The sequence below is a fragment of the Arthrobacter sp. NPDC092385 genome, from assembly GCF_044755105.1.
In the GTDB taxonomy this organism is placed as follows: domain Bacteria; phylum Actinomycetota; class Actinomycetes; order Actinomycetales; family Micrococcaceae; genus Arthrobacter_D.
In genome coordinates this window covers 121,056-136,222 of the sequence record NZ_JBIVQL010000006.1, presented here as the reverse complement: position 1 = coordinate 136,222, position 15,167 = coordinate 121,056, and the positions used below count along the sequence as shown (strand labels likewise).

At 68.5% G+C, this 15,167-nt stretch carries 11 protein-coding genes and 2 tRNA genes; 9 read left to right on the top strand and 4 right to left on the bottom strand.

All coding sequences use genetic code 11. The annotated features are described in order from the left end of the window. Positions 1-82: 82 nt before the first annotated feature. Positions 83-2,635 carry an aminopeptidase N gene (gene pepN, locus ACIQCY_RS09705; RefSeq protein WP_400483804.1) on the bottom strand — a complete coding sequence of 851 codons (2,553 nt, stop codon included), beginning with the start codon at positions 2,633-2,635 and terminating at the stop codon, positions 83-85. Between the two features lie 212 nt (positions 2,636-2,847). Between pepN and ACIQCY_RS09700 the strand changes: the two genes are divergently transcribed. Both ACIQCY_RS09700 and ACIQCY_RS09695 read left to right on the top strand, forming a co-directional pair. Beyond that, on the top strand, positions 2,848-3,318 hold the full coding sequence (locus tag ACIQCY_RS09700; protein WP_400483686.1) for a ribose-5-phosphate isomerase: 471 nt from the start codon (positions 2,848-2,850) through the stop codon (positions 3,316-3,318). Further along, positions 3,311-4,201 carry an Fpg/Nei family DNA glycosylase gene (locus ACIQCY_RS09695; RefSeq protein WP_400483685.1) on the top strand — a complete coding sequence of 297 codons (891 nt, stop codon included), beginning with the start codon at positions 3,311-3,313 and terminating at the stop codon, positions 4,199-4,201. Before ACIQCY_RS09700 ends, ACIQCY_RS09695 begins: the two co-directional genes overlap by 8 nt. Positions 4,202-4,275: 74 nt before the next feature. On the opposite strand, the gene ACIQCY_RS09690 is transcribed toward ACIQCY_RS09695, so the two are convergent. Then, positions 4,276-4,346: transfer RNA gene (locus ACIQCY_RS09690), tRNA-Gly, on the bottom strand. A 113-nt stretch (positions 4,347-4,459) separates the two neighbouring features. On the opposite strand from ACIQCY_RS09690, the gene ACIQCY_RS09685 reads away from it, so the two are divergent. The 5 genes from ACIQCY_RS09685 to clpX all read left to right on the top strand — a co-directional run bounded on the left by ACIQCY_RS09685 (position 4,460) and on the right by clpX (position 9,199). After that, positions 4,460-4,533, top strand: a tRNA-Pro gene (locus ACIQCY_RS09685). Positions 4,534-4,602: 69 nt separating this feature from the next. After that, positions 4,603-6,141 (top strand): trigger factor, encoded by a 1,539-nt coding sequence (gene tig / locus ACIQCY_RS09680; protein ID WP_400483684.1) that lies wholly within the window; start codon positions 4,603-4,605, stop codon positions 6,139-6,141. A gap of 257 nt (positions 6,142-6,398) precedes the next feature. After that, complete coding sequence (locus tag ACIQCY_RS09675; protein ID WP_400483683.1) at positions 6,399-7,025, top strand: ATP-dependent Clp protease proteolytic subunit; 627 nt, start codon at positions 6,399-6,401, stop codon at positions 7,023-7,025. A 43-nt stretch (positions 7,026-7,068) separates the two neighbouring features. Then, positions 7,069-7,743 (top strand): ATP-dependent Clp protease proteolytic subunit, encoded by a 675-nt coding sequence (locus ACIQCY_RS09670; RefSeq protein ID WP_400483682.1) that lies wholly within the window; start codon positions 7,069-7,071, stop codon positions 7,741-7,743. 163 nt (positions 7,744-7,906) lie between these two features. Beyond that, entirely contained in the window at positions 7,907-9,199 is a 1,293-nt protein-coding gene (gene clpX, locus ACIQCY_RS09665; protein WP_104118543.1) for an ATP-dependent Clp protease ATP-binding subunit ClpX, read from the top strand. Positions 9,200-9,255: 56 nt separating this feature from the next. On the opposite strand, the gene ACIQCY_RS09660 is transcribed toward clpX, so the two are convergent. Then, the gene (locus tag ACIQCY_RS09660) at positions 9,256-10,677 is read right to left on the bottom strand and encodes a glyceraldehyde-3-phosphate dehydrogenase (protein ID WP_400483803.1); all 1,422 of its coding nucleotides are present in this window, start codon (positions 10,675-10,677) and stop codon (positions 9,256-9,258) included. A 285-nt stretch (positions 10,678-10,962) separates the two neighbouring features. On the opposite strand from ACIQCY_RS09660, the gene ACIQCY_RS09655 reads away from it, so the two are divergent. Beyond that, the gene (locus ACIQCY_RS09655; RefSeq protein ID WP_400483681.1) at positions 10,963-11,580 is read left to right on the top strand and encodes a DsbA family protein; all 618 of its coding nucleotides are present in this window, start codon (positions 10,963-10,965) and stop codon (positions 11,578-11,580) included. Between the two features lie 64 nt (positions 11,581-11,644). Here the strand turns inward: ACIQCY_RS09655 and valS are convergent, their stop codons facing one another. After that, the gene (gene valS, locus ACIQCY_RS09650) at positions 11,645-14,269 is read right to left on the bottom strand and encodes a valine--tRNA ligase (protein WP_400483680.1); all 2,625 of its coding nucleotides are present in this window, start codon (positions 14,267-14,269) and stop codon (positions 11,645-11,647) included. A gap of 103 nt (positions 14,270-14,372) precedes the next feature. Here valS and ACIQCY_RS09645 point away from each other — a divergent pair, with 103 nt between their 5' ends. Next, on the top strand, positions 14,373-15,167 hold the full coding sequence (locus ACIQCY_RS09645) for an SDR family oxidoreductase (protein ID WP_400483679.1): 795 nt from the start codon (positions 14,373-14,375) through the stop codon (positions 15,165-15,167).

The following is a 15,167-nucleotide window of genomic DNA, read 5'->3' as shown; positions in this document are numbered from 1 at the left end:
CGGACGGCGAACCGGGGTGAGTCGGAGACGGCGGGCGGGGAGAATCTCGCGGTCCTCCCCGCCCGCCGAACCGGAGCGGACGCTACCTGTCGACGGCCTGCGCCTTCAGGGCGCGCACCACGCCGTCCCTGCTCTCGAGGACCAGCCGCCGGAGCGACGGCGACGCGTCGCCGAGACGGTCGAGGAAGGCATCCGTGCGGTCCAGCGTGTCCTGCGTGGTCAGGAGCGAGGGGTAGAGGCCCACGACGATCTGCTGGGCGATCTCGTGCGTGCGGGTCGCCCAGACGTCCTGCACCGACGAGAAGTACCGCTCCACGAACGGCTCGAGCAGTGAACGGTCGTGCACGCGCGTGAAGCCCCCGATCATGGACCGCTGCGTGGCGTTGGGCAGGTCCGCCGCCTCGACGAGGGCCGCCCACGCGGCTTCCTTGGCGTCCGCCGTCGGCAGTGCCGCCCTGGCCGCCGCCGCGGCGAGCGCTCCGCTCGCCGTGGAGTCGCGCGCCAGCTCGGCTTCGATCTCCGCCTCGCCCGCGCGGCCCCCGACCACGAGGCTGGTCAACAGCTCCCACCGCAGGTCCTGGTCCACGGTCAGCCCTTCGGCCACGCGATCGCCGTTCAGCATCGCCTCGACGGCGTCGAGCTGCGGCGCGGTGCGGGCATGCGCCGAGAAGGCCCTCGTGAACTGGAGCTGCGCGTCGGAACCCGCGGCCGCGGCGAGGGCGAGTTCGAGGAGGCTGTCCGCGGCGGCATCTCCCATCGCCTCGCGGTCCTCGGGATCGACGTAGAACGCCAGCGTCGAGGCCAGCTGCCGGAGCAGCACCTGCACCACCGACGAGTCGGACTCCGCGCCGATGTTCTGCAGGACGAGCTCCACGTAATCGCGGGCAGGGGTCTCCCCGTCGCGCGCCGCGTCCCAGGCCGAGGCCAGGACCAGCGTCCGGGGGAGGGAGTCACGGAAGTCCTTCACATGCCGGACGGACGTGCGGAGGGAGGCCGGGTCGAGCCGGATCTTCGCGTACGCGAGGTCGTCGTCATTGAGCAGGACGAGCGCGGGCTGCCGCAGCCCCACGAGGTCCGGCACCTCGGTGCGCCCGCCGTCGACGTCGAGTTCGAGGCGGTGGACGCGCACCAGCGCGCCGTCGTCGTCGTGGTCGTAGAAACCGACGGCGAGCCGGTGCGGCCGGATGGTCGGGAACGCCTCGATGGCCGTCTGCAGGATCGCGAAGGAGGTGATGGTGCCGTCGTCGTCCGTGGTGAACTCCGGGCGCAGCGTGTTGACCCCGGCCGTCTCGAGCCAGAGCGCGGACCAGGCCTTGAGGTCGCGACCGCTGGCGGCCTCGAGCTCGGAGAGCAGGTCGGCGAGTTCGGTGTTCTTCCAGGAATGCTTGGCGAAGTACTGCCGCACGCCCTGCATGAACTCCTCCTGGCCCACCCAGGCCACCAGCTGCTTGAGCACCGAGGCGCCCTTCGCATAGGTGATGCCGTCGAAGTTCACCTGGACGTCCTCGAGGTCGTTGATCTGCGCCACGATCGGGTGCGTCGAGGGGAGCTGGTCCTGCCGGTAGGCCCAGCCCTTCTCGAGGATCGCGAAGGTGGTCCAGGCCTGCTCGAACTCGGTCGCCTCGGCGGCGGCGAGGGTGGACATGAACTCGGCGAAGGACTCGTTCAGCCAGAGGTCGTTCCACCAGCGCATGGTGACGAGGTCGCCGAACCACATGTGCGCGAGTTCGTGGAGGATCGTGATGGCGCGTCGTTCGACCGTCGCGTCCGGGACGCGGGAGCGGAACACGTAGGTCTCGACGAAGGTGACGGCGCCCGCGTTCTCCATGGCGCCCGCGTTGAACTCGGGCACGAACAGCTGGTCGTACTTCCCGAAGGGGTACGGCGTACCGAACTGCTCCTCGTAGAACGCAAAGCCCTGGCGCGTCAGCGCGAAGATGTTCTCGGCGTCCATGTACTGCATCAGCGACTTCCGCGCGAAGACGCCGAGCGGGATGGTCCTGCCGTCCGAGCTCGTGAGCTCACTGCGGACGGACTGGTACGGACCGGCGATGAGCGCGGTCACGTAGGAGGACATCACGGGTGTCGGCTCGAAGTACCAGGTGGAGCCGGCGGCGCCGTGGGCGTCGGAGCCGGCCTGCACGGGCTCGGGCGTCGTGGTGTTCGAGATGACGTCCCAGTGCGACGGCGCGGTGACGGCGAAGCGGAACGTCGACTTCAGGTCCGGCTGCTCGAAGACGGCGAAGACGCGGCGGGAGTCCGGCACCTCGAACTGCGTATAGAGGTAGACCTCGCCATCCACCGGATCCACGAAACGGTGCAGGCCTTCTCCCGTGTTCATGTAGAGCATGTCGGCCTCGACCACGAGGGTGTTGCTGGCGGCGAGGGACGGGAGCTGGATCCGGACGCCGTCGGCGACCTCCGCCGGGTCCAGCGCGACGCCGTTCAGCTCGACCCGGTGCACGGTGTCCGTCACGGCATCGATGAACGTCGAGGCGCTCTGCCGTGCGTCGAAGGAGACGACCGTCGTCGACCGGAAGACGCGGTCGCTGCCGGTGAGGTCGAGGGTTATCTCGTAGGAGTGGACGGTGAGCAGGTCGGCGCGCGTGCGTGCTTCGTCGCGCGTCAGGTTCAAACCGGGCAAGGATCGCCTCCAGGGTCGGATTCGGATACGGCGCGTGTGATGCGGGTTACGCGGCGTTTCGTATTCTCTCATTCCGCCGGTCGTCGTCGCGCTTCCGCTTCCCCTCCACGGGCACACTAGGCTGGGAGGGTCCCGCCGGTCGGCGGACGAACCCCGCAGCCACCGCCGGTTCCTCCCGGCGCCGTCCGAAGGAACAGATCGCCATGCGCGTCCACCTCGCCACAGACCACGCCGGCATGGAACTGAGCGCCCACCTGCTCTCGCACCTCACCGCGGCAGGTCACGACGTCGTCGACCACGGCCCGACGTCGTACGACCCCGAGGACGACTACCCCTCCTTCTGCATCGACGCGGCACAGGCCGTGGTCGCGGACCGGGAAGCGGGCATCGAGGCGCTCGGGATCGTCCTCGGAGGCTCCGGGAACGGCGAGCAGATCGCGGCGAACAAGGTGCGCGGGGTCCGGGCGGCGCTCGCCTGGAACCTGGACACCGCGCGGCTCGCACGGCAGCACAACGACGCGAACGTCGTCGCCGTCGGCGGGCGCCAGCACTCGGTGGAGGAGGCGACGTCCATCATCGAGGCGTTCCTCGCGGAGCCGTTCAGCGGAGCCGAACGGCACAGTCGCAGGATCGCGCAGGTGGCGCGCTTCGAGGAAACGGGAAGCGTTGCCTGAAGGCCACTCGGTCCACCGGCTGGCGAGGCAGTTCACCTCCGTCTTCGCCGGTGAGCGGCTCGCCGTCTCGAGCCCGCAGGGCCGGTTCGCGGCGGGTGCCGCACGGCTCGACGGAGCCACGCTGCTCAGCGCCCTCGCGCACGGCAAGCAGCTGTTCCTGCGCTTCGACAACGACCGGGTGCTGCGCGTGCACCTCGGCCTCTACGGCGCGTGGAGCTTCGGCGGTGACGGAACCTTCCGCGGCGCGTCGAGCATCGGCGCCCCCCGCCGGGTGGGGGAGTCGGAACAGGCGTCCGACGACGACGGAACAAGCAGCGGCGGGACGTACAGCGGCCCGCCCGAGCCCGTCGGCGCGGTGCGCGTGCGCCTCGTGTCCGCCCACGGCTGGGCGGACCTGCGCGGGCCCACCGCCTGCGAGGTCATCACGGGCGCCGAGGAGGAGGCAGCCCGGGCGAAGCTGGGGCCGGATCCCCTGCAGCCCGGGTCGGACGGCTCGATCTTCGTACGGAAGGTCACCTCCAGCATCACGCCGGTCGGTGTCCAGCTGATGAACCAGGCGGTCGTCGCGGGGATCGGGAACGTCTACCGCGCGGAGGTGCTCTTCCTCCAGGGCATCAACCCCTGGCGCCCGGGCCGGCAGGTGCGCGAGGACGAGGCGGTCGGCATCTGGGCCGACACCGTTCGGCTGATGCAGGACGGCGTGCGGGAGGGCCGGATCATCACGACGACGGCAGAGGCCAGGAACGGCCGGCCGAAGGGCTCCGCGCCGCACTACGTGTACAAGCGCACGGGTGAACCGTGCCGCCGGTGCGGGACCGCGATCCTCACCGCGGAGATGGCGGCGCGCAACGTGTACTGGTGTCCGCGGTGCCAGGGGGAATGACGCGTGTTCCGCGCCTTGAACGACATCACCCGGACGGTGGGTCCGGGTGAGGGTGCGGCCGTGGGCCGGGGGAGAGGGGATGACGGGAATCGAACCCGCGTAATCAGTTTGGAAGACTGAGGCTTTACCATTAAGCTACATCCCCGTTTCGGGCCCCTCGCGGAGCCCGTGGAACGCATATAACTACACCACAGCTGCTGCGCGATCGCCAAATGTGCGCGGCAGGCGTAAAGGTGCGTAGACTGGCACTCGCACTTACGGGGTGTAGCTCAGCTTGGTAGAGCGCCTGCTTTGGGAGCAGGAAGTCGCAGGTTCAACTCCTGTCACCCCGACTCTGTCGTGTGATGAGGAAAGTGCCTCCGCTGCAGAACCAATCCCAATCATCTCAGGAGTCCTACGCTGTGAAGAGCGCTGTTGAAACCCTTTCCCCCACCCGGGTGAAGCTGAACGTCGAGGTCCCCTTCGAGGAACTGAAGCCCAGCATCGACGAGGCCTACAAGACCATCGCCACCCAGGTCCAGGTTCCAGGGTTCCGCAAGGGCAAGGTTCCCCAGCAGCTCATCGACCAGCGCGTGGGCCGTGGCTACGTCATCGAGACGGCCATCAACGACGGCCTCAACGGCTTCTACCAGAGCGCCGTGCAGGAGACGGGCATCCGCCCCCTGAGCCGCCCCGAGGTCGAGATCACCGAGGTCCCCGATCCCGCGAAGAAGGACGGCCAGCTGACCTTCACCGTCGAGCTGGACATCCGCCCCGAGATCGAGCTCCCCGACTACAAGGGCCTCGAGGTCACCGTCGAGCCCGTCGAGGCGTCCGACGAGGACGTCGAGAAGGCCATGGACGAACTCCGCGGCCGCTTCGGCACGCTCGTCTCCGTGGACCGCCCCTCGAAGGACGGCGACTTCCTGACCATCGACCTGACGGCGTCGGTCGACGGCGAAGAGGTCGACTCCGCCCAGGACCTGTCCTACCAGATCGGCTCGGGCACCATGCTCGAGGGCATGGACGAGGCCGTCACCGGCCTGTCCACGGACGAGGACGCGACCTTCGCGACCAAGCTGGCCGGCGGCGAGCACGCAGGTGCCGACGCCCAGGTGAAGGTCGTCGTGAAGGCCGTCAAGGAGCGCGAGCTCCCCGCGGTCGATGACGAGTTCGCGCAGCTCGCCTCGGAGTTCGACACGGCCGAGGAGCTGCGCGCCGACCTCGCGAAGCAGGCGTCCGAGTCGAAGATCATGGACCAGGGCGTCGAGGCACGGGACAAGGTCCTCGACAAGCTCGTCGAACTCGTTGCGGTCCCGGTCCCCGAGAGCGTGGTCGAGGAGCAGCTCGAGCAGCACTTCAACGGCGAGAACGCCCACAGCGCCGGCGAGGACCACGACACCGAGGAGCACCGCGCGGAGGTCCGCACCAACACGGAGCGTGCCTTCCAGAACGAGGTCATCCTCGACGCCGTCGCGGAGAAGGAAGAGGTCGGCGTCAGCCAGGCCGAACTGATCGACTACATCGTCTCGACCGCCGGGCAGTACGGCATGGAGCCGAACCAGTTCGCCCAGATGCTCGACTCGAGCGGCCAGGTCCCGATGATCGTCGGAGAGGTCCGCCGCCGCAAGGCCCTGGCCAAGGTCCTCGAGTACGCAACGGTCACCGACACCAACGGCGCCACGATCGACCTGACCGAGTTCGTCCGCCCCGCCGGCGACGAGGACGAGACGATGAACGTCGACGACGTCGAGACCGAGCAGGACGTCGCCGAGGACATCGAGGCCACCGAGGCGGACTCCACGCAGACCGAGGCAACCGAGCCTGAGACCGCTGAGTCCACGGAGACCGAGGCCCCGATCGAGGAGCCCGAGACCGCCGAGTCCTCCGAGGAGCCGGTCGTCGCCGAAGCGCCGAAGAAGAAGAAGGCAGCACCGAAGAAGAAGGCGAGTGCGGAGTAGCCTCCAGCAGAGCCGGTAGAACACAGCGGTGCCGCAGCCTCCGGGCGGCGGCACCGCTGCTGCGTTAAGGCCCTGGGACGGGTACGGGGCCCGTCGTCGGCGGTCCCTCGCGGGACAGCCGCCCCACCGTGCGCCGTCAGCGAACAGTTCCCGGAGCGGGAGCAATTCGGCGCTGCAGCGGGTTAGTGTCCAAGGAGAGACAAACGGACGGGTCGGCCGAAGTGGCAGCGATCCGCCAGAGTGGAAGGTCAACCGAAATGGCAACCGAACCAAGTACCCCGAGCATGGCCGGCCCCGAGATGGGCGGACGTGACGAGTACATCTACAACCGGCTCCTCAAGGAGCGCATCATCTGGCTCGGTTCCGAGGTACGCGACGACAACGCGAACGTCATCTGCTCACAGCTGCTGCTGCTGTCGGCCGAGGACCCGGAGCGCGACATCTACCTCTACATCAACTCGCCCGGTGGCTCGGTCACGGCGGGTATGGCGATCTACGACACCATGCAGTTCATCCCGAACGACGTCGTCACGGTCGCCACGGGCCTCGCCGCCTCGATGGGCCAGTTCCTCCTGTCCTCGGGCACCAAGGGCAAGCGCTACGCGACGCCGCACGCGCGCATCCTCATGCACCAGCCCTCCGGCGGTATCGGCGGGACGGCGACCGACATCCGCATCCAGGCCGAGCTGATCCTGCACATGAAGCGGGTCATGGCCGAACTGACGGCGGAGCAGACGGGCCAGACCGTCGAGAGGATCCTGAAGGACAATGACCGCGACAAGTGGTTCACGGCCCAGGAAGCCCTCGATTACGGCTTCTTCGACCACATCTCCGCGCACTCGGGCTCCGTCGCCGGCGGCGGCGGCACCGACCAGACGCCGTAGTCCGCGCCCAGCCCACACTCCGACCAGTCCTACAGGAGACACCATGAACCACGAATTCCAGGCAGCAGCGGGATCAAAGGCGCAGAACCTTCCGACCAGCCGTTACATCCTTCCCCAGTTCGAGGAGCGCACGCCGTACGGCTTCAAGCGCCAGGACCCCTACACGAAGCTGTTCGAGGACCGCATCATCTTCCTCGGTACGCAGGTGGACGACGCATCCGCGGATGACGTCATGGCGCAGCTCCTCGTGCTCGAGTCCACCGACCCGGAGCGGGACATCACCCTGTACATCAACTCGCCCGGCGGATCCTTCACCGCGATGACGGCGATCTACGACACCATGCAGTTCATCCGCCCGGAGGTGCAGACCGTCTGCCTCGGCCAGGCGGCAAGCGCCGCGGCCGTCCTCCTCGCGGCCGGTGCTCCCGGCAAGCGCCTGGCGCTCCCCAATGCGCGCGTGCTGATCCACCAGCCGGCCCTCTCCGGCGGCCAGGGCGGGCAGGCCTCGGACCTCGAGATCCAGGCCAACGAGGTCATGCGCATGCGGACCTGGCTCGAGGACACGCTGGCCCTGCACTCGGGCCGCACCTCCGAGCAGGTCAACCTCGATATCGAGCGCGACAAGATCCTGACCGCCGCGGACGCCGTCGCGTACGGCCTGGTGGACGAGGTCCTGACCTCGCGCAAGATCACCCCGCCGAAGATCAACACCCCGTAGGCGGTCGGCGGATCCGGTGGGCCCAGGCGGCTCCGGATCCGCCCGACAGCAGGGTCATCGCCCGTGGCGCCGTCAGGCACCACGGGCATTTTGATACTGGCTCCTCCGGCCATGTGGCCTAGAGTGGTCATAGCAATCGCGAAATACCTAAGGGGATTGAACCATGGCTCGCATTGGTGAGAGCACCGATCTGCTCAAGTGCTCTTTCTGCGGGAAGAGCCAAAAGCAGGTGCGGAAGCTGATCGCCGGCCCCGGCGTGTACATCTGCGACGAGTGCATCGACCTGTGCAACGAGATCATCGAGGAGGAGCTCTCCGAGGTCGCGGATCTGGGCACGTTCGAGCTGCCCAAGCCGCGCGAGATCTTCGACTTCCTGCAGGAGTACGTGGTGGGCCAGGAGCCGGCGAAGCGTTCGCTCGCGGTCGCCGTCTACAACCACTACAAGCGCATCCAGTCGGGCAACGGGCCCCGCGCGGCAGGCACCCTGGCGGACGCGGCCGAGACAGAAGACGTCGAGATCGCCAAGTCCAACATCCTGCTCATCGGCCCCACGGGCTGCGGCAAGACCTACCTCGCCCAGACACTCGCGCGACGGCTCAACGTTCCGTTCGCCGTCGCGGACGCCACGGCGCTCACCGAGGCGGGGTACGTCGGCGAGGACGTGGAGAACATCCTCCTGAAGCTCATCCAGGCCGCTGACTACGACGTGAAGAAGGCCGAGCAGGGCATCATCTACATCGACGAGATCGACAAGATCTCCCGCAAGAGCGAGAACCCCTCGATCACGCGCGACGTCTCCGGCGAGGGCGTGCAGCAGGCGCTGCTCAAGATCCTCGAGGGGACGGTCGCCTCGGTGCCCCCGCAGGGCGGGCGCAAGCACCCCCACCAGGAATTCATCCAGATCGACACCACCAACGTGCTCTTCATCGTCGCCGGCGCGTTCGCGGGCCTCGAGGAGATCATCGGGTCGCGCGCCGGCCGCAAGGGCATCGGCTTCGGAGCCCCGCTCAGCTCGCTCAAGAACGAGGAGGCGAGCTACGGCGACGTCATGCCGGAGGACCTGCTGAAGTTCGGGCTCATCCCCGAGTTCATCGGCCGCCTGCCCGTCATCACCACGGTCACGCACCTCGACCGTCCGGCGCTCATGCAGATCCTGACGGAGCCCAAGAACGCGCTGATGAAGCAGTACCAGAAGATGTTCCTGCTCGACGGCGTCGAACTCGTCTTCGAACCGAAGGCGCTCGAAGCGATCGCCGACCTCGCCCTGGACCGCGGGACCGGCGCCCGTGGCCTGCGCGCCATCATGGAGGAGGTCCTCCTCCCGGTGATGTTCGACCTCCCGAGCCGCGAGGACATCGCCACCGTGGTCATCACGGACGACGTCGTCGCCAAGCGCGCCGAGCCCACGCTCATCTCGCACGAGGTCGTCGCGAAGCGCCGCAACAAGTCGGCCTGACCGACGCACAGGAAAGGCCCGGCCGCGCGGCCGGGCCTTTCCTGTGTCCGGCCCCGTCAGAGGACCGCTGCCACCGCGGCCTCCGTCTCCGCCGCCGGGTAGGTGGGTGGGTGGACGGCGGCCATTTCTTCCATGACGCGGACGACCTGGCAGCTGTAGCCGAATTCGTTGTCGTACCAGACGTAGAGGACGAGGTGGATGCCGTCGGCGATGGTCGCGAGGCCGTCGACGATGCCGGCGCGGCGTGAGCCGACGAAGTCGGTGGAGACGACCTCGGGGCTGTCGATGTAGTCGACCTGCTTGCGCATGCCCGAGTGCAGGGACATTCCCCGCAGGTAGGTGTTGACCTCCTCCTTGGTGGTCCCTGTCTCGAGGGTGAGGTTCAGGATCGCGATGGAGACATCCGGGGTGGGGACGCGGATGGAGCTGCCCGTGAGCTTGCCGGCCAGTTCGGGGAGGGCCTTGGCGACGGCGGTCGCTGCTCCCGTCTCGGTGAGGACCATGTTCAGTGCCGCGGAGCGGCCCCGGCGGTCGCCCTTGTGGAAGTTGTCGATGAGGTTCTGGTCGTTGGTGAAGGAGTGCACGGTCTCCACGTGCCCGTGGACGACGCCGTAGCGGTCGTGAATGGCTTTCAGGACCGGGGTGATGGCGTTGGTGGTGCAGGACGCCGCGGTGATGATCCGGTCGGAGTCCAGGATGGTGCCGTGGTTGATGCCGTGCACGATGTTCTTCAGGGAGCCTTTCCCGGGTGCTGTGAGCAGGACCTTGGCGACGCCGGTGCTGTTCAGGTGCTGGGAGAGGCCTTCTTCGTCGCGCCAGCGGCCGGTGTTGTCGACGACGAGGGCGTCGGAGATGCCGTAGGCGGTGTAGTCGATGGTGGCGGGGTCGTCGGAGTAGATGACCTGGATGCGGGTGCCGTTGGCGGTGATGGTGTTCGTCGCCTCGTCGACCTGGATGGTGCCCTCGAAGGATCCGTGGACGGAGTCGCGGCGGAGCAGGCTGGCGCGTTTGGTGAGGTCGTTGGCGGACCCGCGGCGCACCACGACGGCGCGCAGGCGTAGGCCGTGGCCGCCGCCGGCCTTCTCGATGAGCAGGCGGGCCACGAGCCGGCCGATCCGCCCGAACCCGTAGAGGACGACGTCGGTGCTGGTGCGCTCGTCGCGTCCGCCCTGGCCCACGATGTCGGCCAGCTCGGTCCGCAGGAACTCCTCCAGGGAGCGTGGGTCCCCTGCGGCGGCGGCCCGGTCGTAGGAGTTGCGCAGGCGGCCGATGTCGATGGCCGCCGCGCCGAGGTCGAGGTCGGCGAGGATCCGCAGGATGGGGGCGGTGTCCTCGAGGTGGAGTTCCTCGGTGGTGATGCGGCGGGCGAAGCGGTGGGCCTTGAGGATGTTCATCGTGGATTTGTTGATGAGGCTGCGTCCGTGGATGCTCGTGACGACATTGTTGGTCCGGTACAGGCGTCCGATGAGCGGGATCATGGCTTCGGCGAGTTCTTCGCGTTCGAGCCAGGAGTCGCGGGTATCGGCGTGGTTGTCGGTCCGGTGCTGCTGCAAGACGGCGTCCCTTCGGGCACCGGCATACCCGGTGCGGATTCATCCAGCCCGATACCGACGCAGGGGTAGCGCCAGGCATCGTCGACTGGTCGTGTCCCTTCATTAGACCGCCTGGCACGCCGCTGCACCAACTCGGGTGGAATAGGAGGCAGTGCGGTCCGGTTGCACCGGAAAAGGCCTCGGCCTGACCATCATCAGAAGGAGAACCGCATGAGCGAGTCCAGCAGCGTCCAGACAGCAGATTTCTGGTTCGACCCCCTGTGTCCCTTCGCCTGGATCACCTCGCGCTGGATCGGCGAGGTGGAACAGGTCCGCGATATCGCGGTGGATTGGCACGTCATGAGCCTGTCCGTCCTCAATGAGGGGCGCGACCTGCCCGAGGAGTACAAGGCCCTGATGCTGCAGGGCTGGGGCCCGGTCCGCGTGATCATCGCCGCGGCGGAGCTGCACGGCGACGAGTACGTCAAGAAGCTGTACGACGCGATGGGTACCCGCATCCACATCGGCCAGAACAGGGATTTCGACGTCGTCATCCGTGAGTCCCTCGAGGAGGTGGGCCTGCCCGCCGACCTGGCGAAGTTCGCCACCAGCGACGAGTACGACGAGCAGCTCCGCGCCTCGCACAAGGACGGGATCGACCGCGTCGGCGACGAGGTCGGCACGCCCGTCGTCGCGTTCAACGGCACCGCGTTCTTCGGGCCCGTCCTCACGAGGATCCCGCGCGGCGAGGAGGCCGGCCGCATCTTCGACGGGGCCGTGCTGATGGCGGAGTTCCCCGAGTTCTTCGAGCTGAAGCGGTCCCGCACCGAGAGCCCGAGGTTCGACTAGGGTTCAGAGGACAGGAGGGGACCCGCCGTGCGGCGGGTCCCCTCCTGCGTACTCCCTGCAGTTCCTAGTCGGCCGGCTGGGCGACCAGTTCGACGTCGGAGACCGCCAGGGGACCGTTCCCCTCAGCGAGCCGGAGGTCCCTGGCGTTGCCGGCGGCGAGGAGGTCGGCGAGACCGGCCCGCACCTGCTCCACCTGCGCCGCAGGAGCGGTCACGACGGCGGTCTCCACCTCGGTACGCTGCTTGACCTTCGCCTCGGACTTGGCCTTGCGGATGCCTCCGAGGGCGAGTGCGACGGCGGTGAGCACACCGGCGTCGGCGCTTCCCGGCAGTGCCGAGAGGGTGTCCGCACTCGGCCAGGCCGCCTGGTGCACGGAGCCCTGGCGCCACCAGCTCCACACCTCCTCGGTCGCGAAGGGCAGGAACGGCGCGAAGAGCCGCAGGAGGGCGTCGAGCGTCGTCGCCAGCGTCGTCTGGACCGACTGGGTCCCCGCGTCGTCGGCGTCCCCGTAGGCACGGTCCTTGACGAGTTCCACGTAGTCGTCCGTGAAGGTCCAGAAGAAGGACTCGGTGAGCTGGAGTGCCCGCGCGTAGTCGTACTTCTCGAAGGCGGCGGTGGCCTGCTCGGTCACGGTACGCAACTGCGCCAGCAGCGACTGGTCCAGTGCGTTGGAGACGCGCCCGAGTGAGCCCTCGCCGATGGACGCTTCCGTGACGCCGAGGTTCAGCACGAACTTCGAGGCATTGAGGAGCTTGATCGCGAGGCGCCGGCCGATCTTCATCTGGTTCACTTCGTACGCGGTGTCCGCGCCGAGTTTTGCCGACGCAGCCCAGTAGCGGACGGCGTCGGCGCCGAACTGCTCCAGGACATCCGTGGGGACGACCACGTTGCCCTTGGACTTCGACATCTTCTTGCGGTCCGGGTCGAGGATCCAGCCGGAGAGCGCCGCGTGCTTCCAGGGCACCGAGTCCTGCAGGGCTTCGGCCCGCACGGCGGTGGAGAACAGCCAGGTCCGGATGATGTCGTGGCCCTGGGGTCGGAGGTCGAACGGGAAGACCTTCCCGAACAGGTCCTCGTCGCGGGCCCACCCACCGACGATCTGCGGGGTGAGGGAGGACGTCGCCCAGGTGTCCAGCACATCGCTGTCTCCGACGAAGCCGCCCGGCTGGTTCCGCGCCGACTCGTCGAAGCCCGGCGCGGGATCGGCCGCGGGATCGACCGGAAGTGATTCCAGTGCGGGCAGCAGGGGAGCGTCGTACTCGGGCTCTCCGTCGCCGTCCAGGCGGTACCAGACGGGCACGGGCACGCCGAAGAAGCGCTGGCGGGAGACGAGCCAGTCGCCGTTCAGCCCTTCGATCCAGTTCTCGTAGCGGGACCGCATGAACGCCGGGTGGAACTCGATCTCGCGGCCGCGCCGGATCAGGGCTTCACGCTTGCCGGCGTCGCGCCCGCCGTTGCGGATGTACCACTGGCGGCTGGTCACGACCTCGAGGGGCTTGTCGCCCTTCTCGTAGAAGTTGACCGGGTGCACGATCTTCTTCGGTTCGCCGTCGAGGTCCCCGCTCTCGCGGAGCATGGTGACGACCGCCTCCTTGGCGCTGAAGATCGTCTTGCCCGCCACCTGCGCGTAACTCTCGCGGGCGCGTTCGGTCGCGATCCACTCCGGGGTCTCGGACCGGATCCGTCCGTCCCGGCCGACGACGGCGCGCGTCGGCAGCTGCAGTTCGCGCCACCAGGTGACGTCGGTCAGGTCCCCGAACGTGCAGATCATGGCGATACCGCTGCCCTTGTCCGGCTTGGCGAGGGGATGCGCCTTGATCTCGACCTCGACGTCGAACAGCGGGCTGGTGACGGTCGTGCCGAACAGGGGCTTGTAGCGCTCGTCGTCGGGGTGCGCCACGAGCGCCACGCAGGCCGGAAGGAGTTCGGGGCGGGTGGTCTCGATGTGGATCTGCTCGCCGTTCGGCGCGTGGAAGGCGATGCGATGGTACGCGCCGGGCTGTTCGCGATCCTCGAGTTCGGCCTGGGCGACGGCGGTACGGAAGGTGACGTCCCACAGGGTGGGAGCCTCGGCGAGGTAGGCGTCACCGGCCTTGAGGTTCTCGAGGAAGGCGCGCTGCGAGACGGCGCGGGACGTGTCGTCGATGGTCCTGTACGTCAGGTCCCAGTCGACCGAGAGGCCGAGCGTGCTGAAGAGGTTCTCGAAGACCGACTCGTCCTCGACGGCCAGCTCCTCGCAGAGTTCGATGAAGTTCCGGCGGGACACCGCGTCGAAGTCCCGCTGGTTCTTCGCGGGCTCGGCCGGCGGCCGGTAGTCGGCGTCGTAGGGGACCGACGGGTCGCAGCGGACCCCGTAGTAGTTCTGGACACGGCGCTCGGTGGGCAGGCCGTTGTCATCCCAGCCCATGGGGTAGAAGACGTTGGCGCCGTTCATCCGCTTGAAGCGGGCCATGACATCGGTCTGCGTGTAGGAGAACATATGGCCGACGTGGAGCGATCCGGATGCCGTGGGCGGGGGAGTGTCGATCGAGTAGACCTGCTCGCGCGTGGTGTCGCGGTCGAAGGCGTAGGTGCCGTCCGCGCGCCACTGGCGGGACAGCCTCTCTTCGAGGCCCTCGAGCACGGGCTTGTCGGGAACGGAAACGGGCTGGGGTGAGGGCGTGTCTGTGCCCTGGGTCGTGTCGGCCATAGGTCCATTGTTCCCTACGGCTGGACGGCCCCGATTCCCCGTGCCGCCCCGTCCTCGGCGGCACGCGGGCAAGGCGACGGCCACGGCTCGCTACAGTGGCTCCATGACCCCGACTTCGCCTGCGCCCATCGGCGCACCCGCCGACCCAGCCCCTTCTGCCCTGCGAGCCATCGTCACCGGAGCCAGCTCCGGGATCGGCGCGGCGACCGTGCGGGCCCTGCGGCGTGACGGGTGGGACGTCATCGCGGCGGCCCGGCGCGTGGACCGCCTCGAGGCCCTCGCGGCGGACACCGGCGCGAGGGCCCTGGCGCTGGACGTGACCGACCAGGCGTCCGTCGACGCCTTCGCGGCCGAGGTCGCGGCGTCCGGTCCCGTCCACGCCCTCGTGAACAACGCAGGCGGCGCCTTCGGCGCGGACCGGCTGGCGGATGCCGTCACCGCGGACTGGGAATGGATGTACAACGTCAATGTGCTCGGCTCCATGCGCATGACGCGCGCCCTGCTCCCGGCCCTGCGCGACGGCGGGCAGGGCAGCGTCCTGTTCCTGACCTCCACCGCTGCGCTCGCGGCGTACGAGGGCGGGGCGGGGTACTGCGGGGTGAAGGCCGCGCAGGAGTCCATGGCGCGCTCGCTCCGGCTGGAGGAAGCCGAGAACAACATCCGCGTCATCGAGGTGTCCCCCGGCATGGTGAACACCGAGGAGTTCTCGCTGAACCGGCTCGGCGGTGACCAGGGGGCGGCGGACAAGGTCTACGAGGGCGTGGCGCATCCCCTGACCGCGGACGACGTCGCCCAGGCCGTCGCCTTCACCCTCAACGCCCCCCACCACGTGAACATCGACCAGCTCGTCCTCCGCCCGCTCGCGCAGGCGGCCAACCACAAGGTGCTCCGGCGCTGA

Excerpts from the sequence above, each read along its gene's own strand:
- ACIQCY_RS09655 (WP_400483681.1), top strand. The coding sequence starts at position 10,963 with ATGAGCGAGTCCAGCAGCGTCCAGACAGCAGATTTCTGGTTCGACCCC.
- clpX (WP_104118543.1), top strand. The coding sequence starts at position 7,907 with ATGGCTCGCATTGGTGAGAGCACCGATCTGCTCAAGTGCTCTTTCTGC.
- ACIQCY_RS09645 (WP_400483679.1), top strand. The coding sequence starts at position 14,373 with ATGACCCCGACTTCGCCTGCGCCCATCGGCGCACCCGCCGACCCAGCC.
- valS (WP_400483680.1), bottom strand. The coding sequence starts at position 14,269 with ATGGCCGACACGACCCAGGGCACAGACACGCCCTCACCCCAGCCCGTT.
- ACIQCY_RS09660 (WP_400483803.1), bottom strand. The coding sequence starts at position 10,677 with ATGATCCCGCTCATCGGACGCCTGTACCGGACCAACAATGTCGTCACG.
- ACIQCY_RS09700 (WP_400483686.1), top strand. The coding sequence starts at position 2,848 with ATGCGCGTCCACCTCGCCACAGACCACGCCGGCATGGAACTGAGCGCC.
- ACIQCY_RS09670 (WP_400483682.1), top strand. The coding sequence starts at position 7,069 with ATGAACCACGAATTCCAGGCAGCAGCGGGATCAAAGGCGCAGAACCTT.
- ACIQCY_RS09675 (WP_400483683.1), top strand. The coding sequence starts at position 6,399 with ATGGCAACCGAACCAAGTACCCCGAGCATGGCCGGCCCCGAGATGGGC.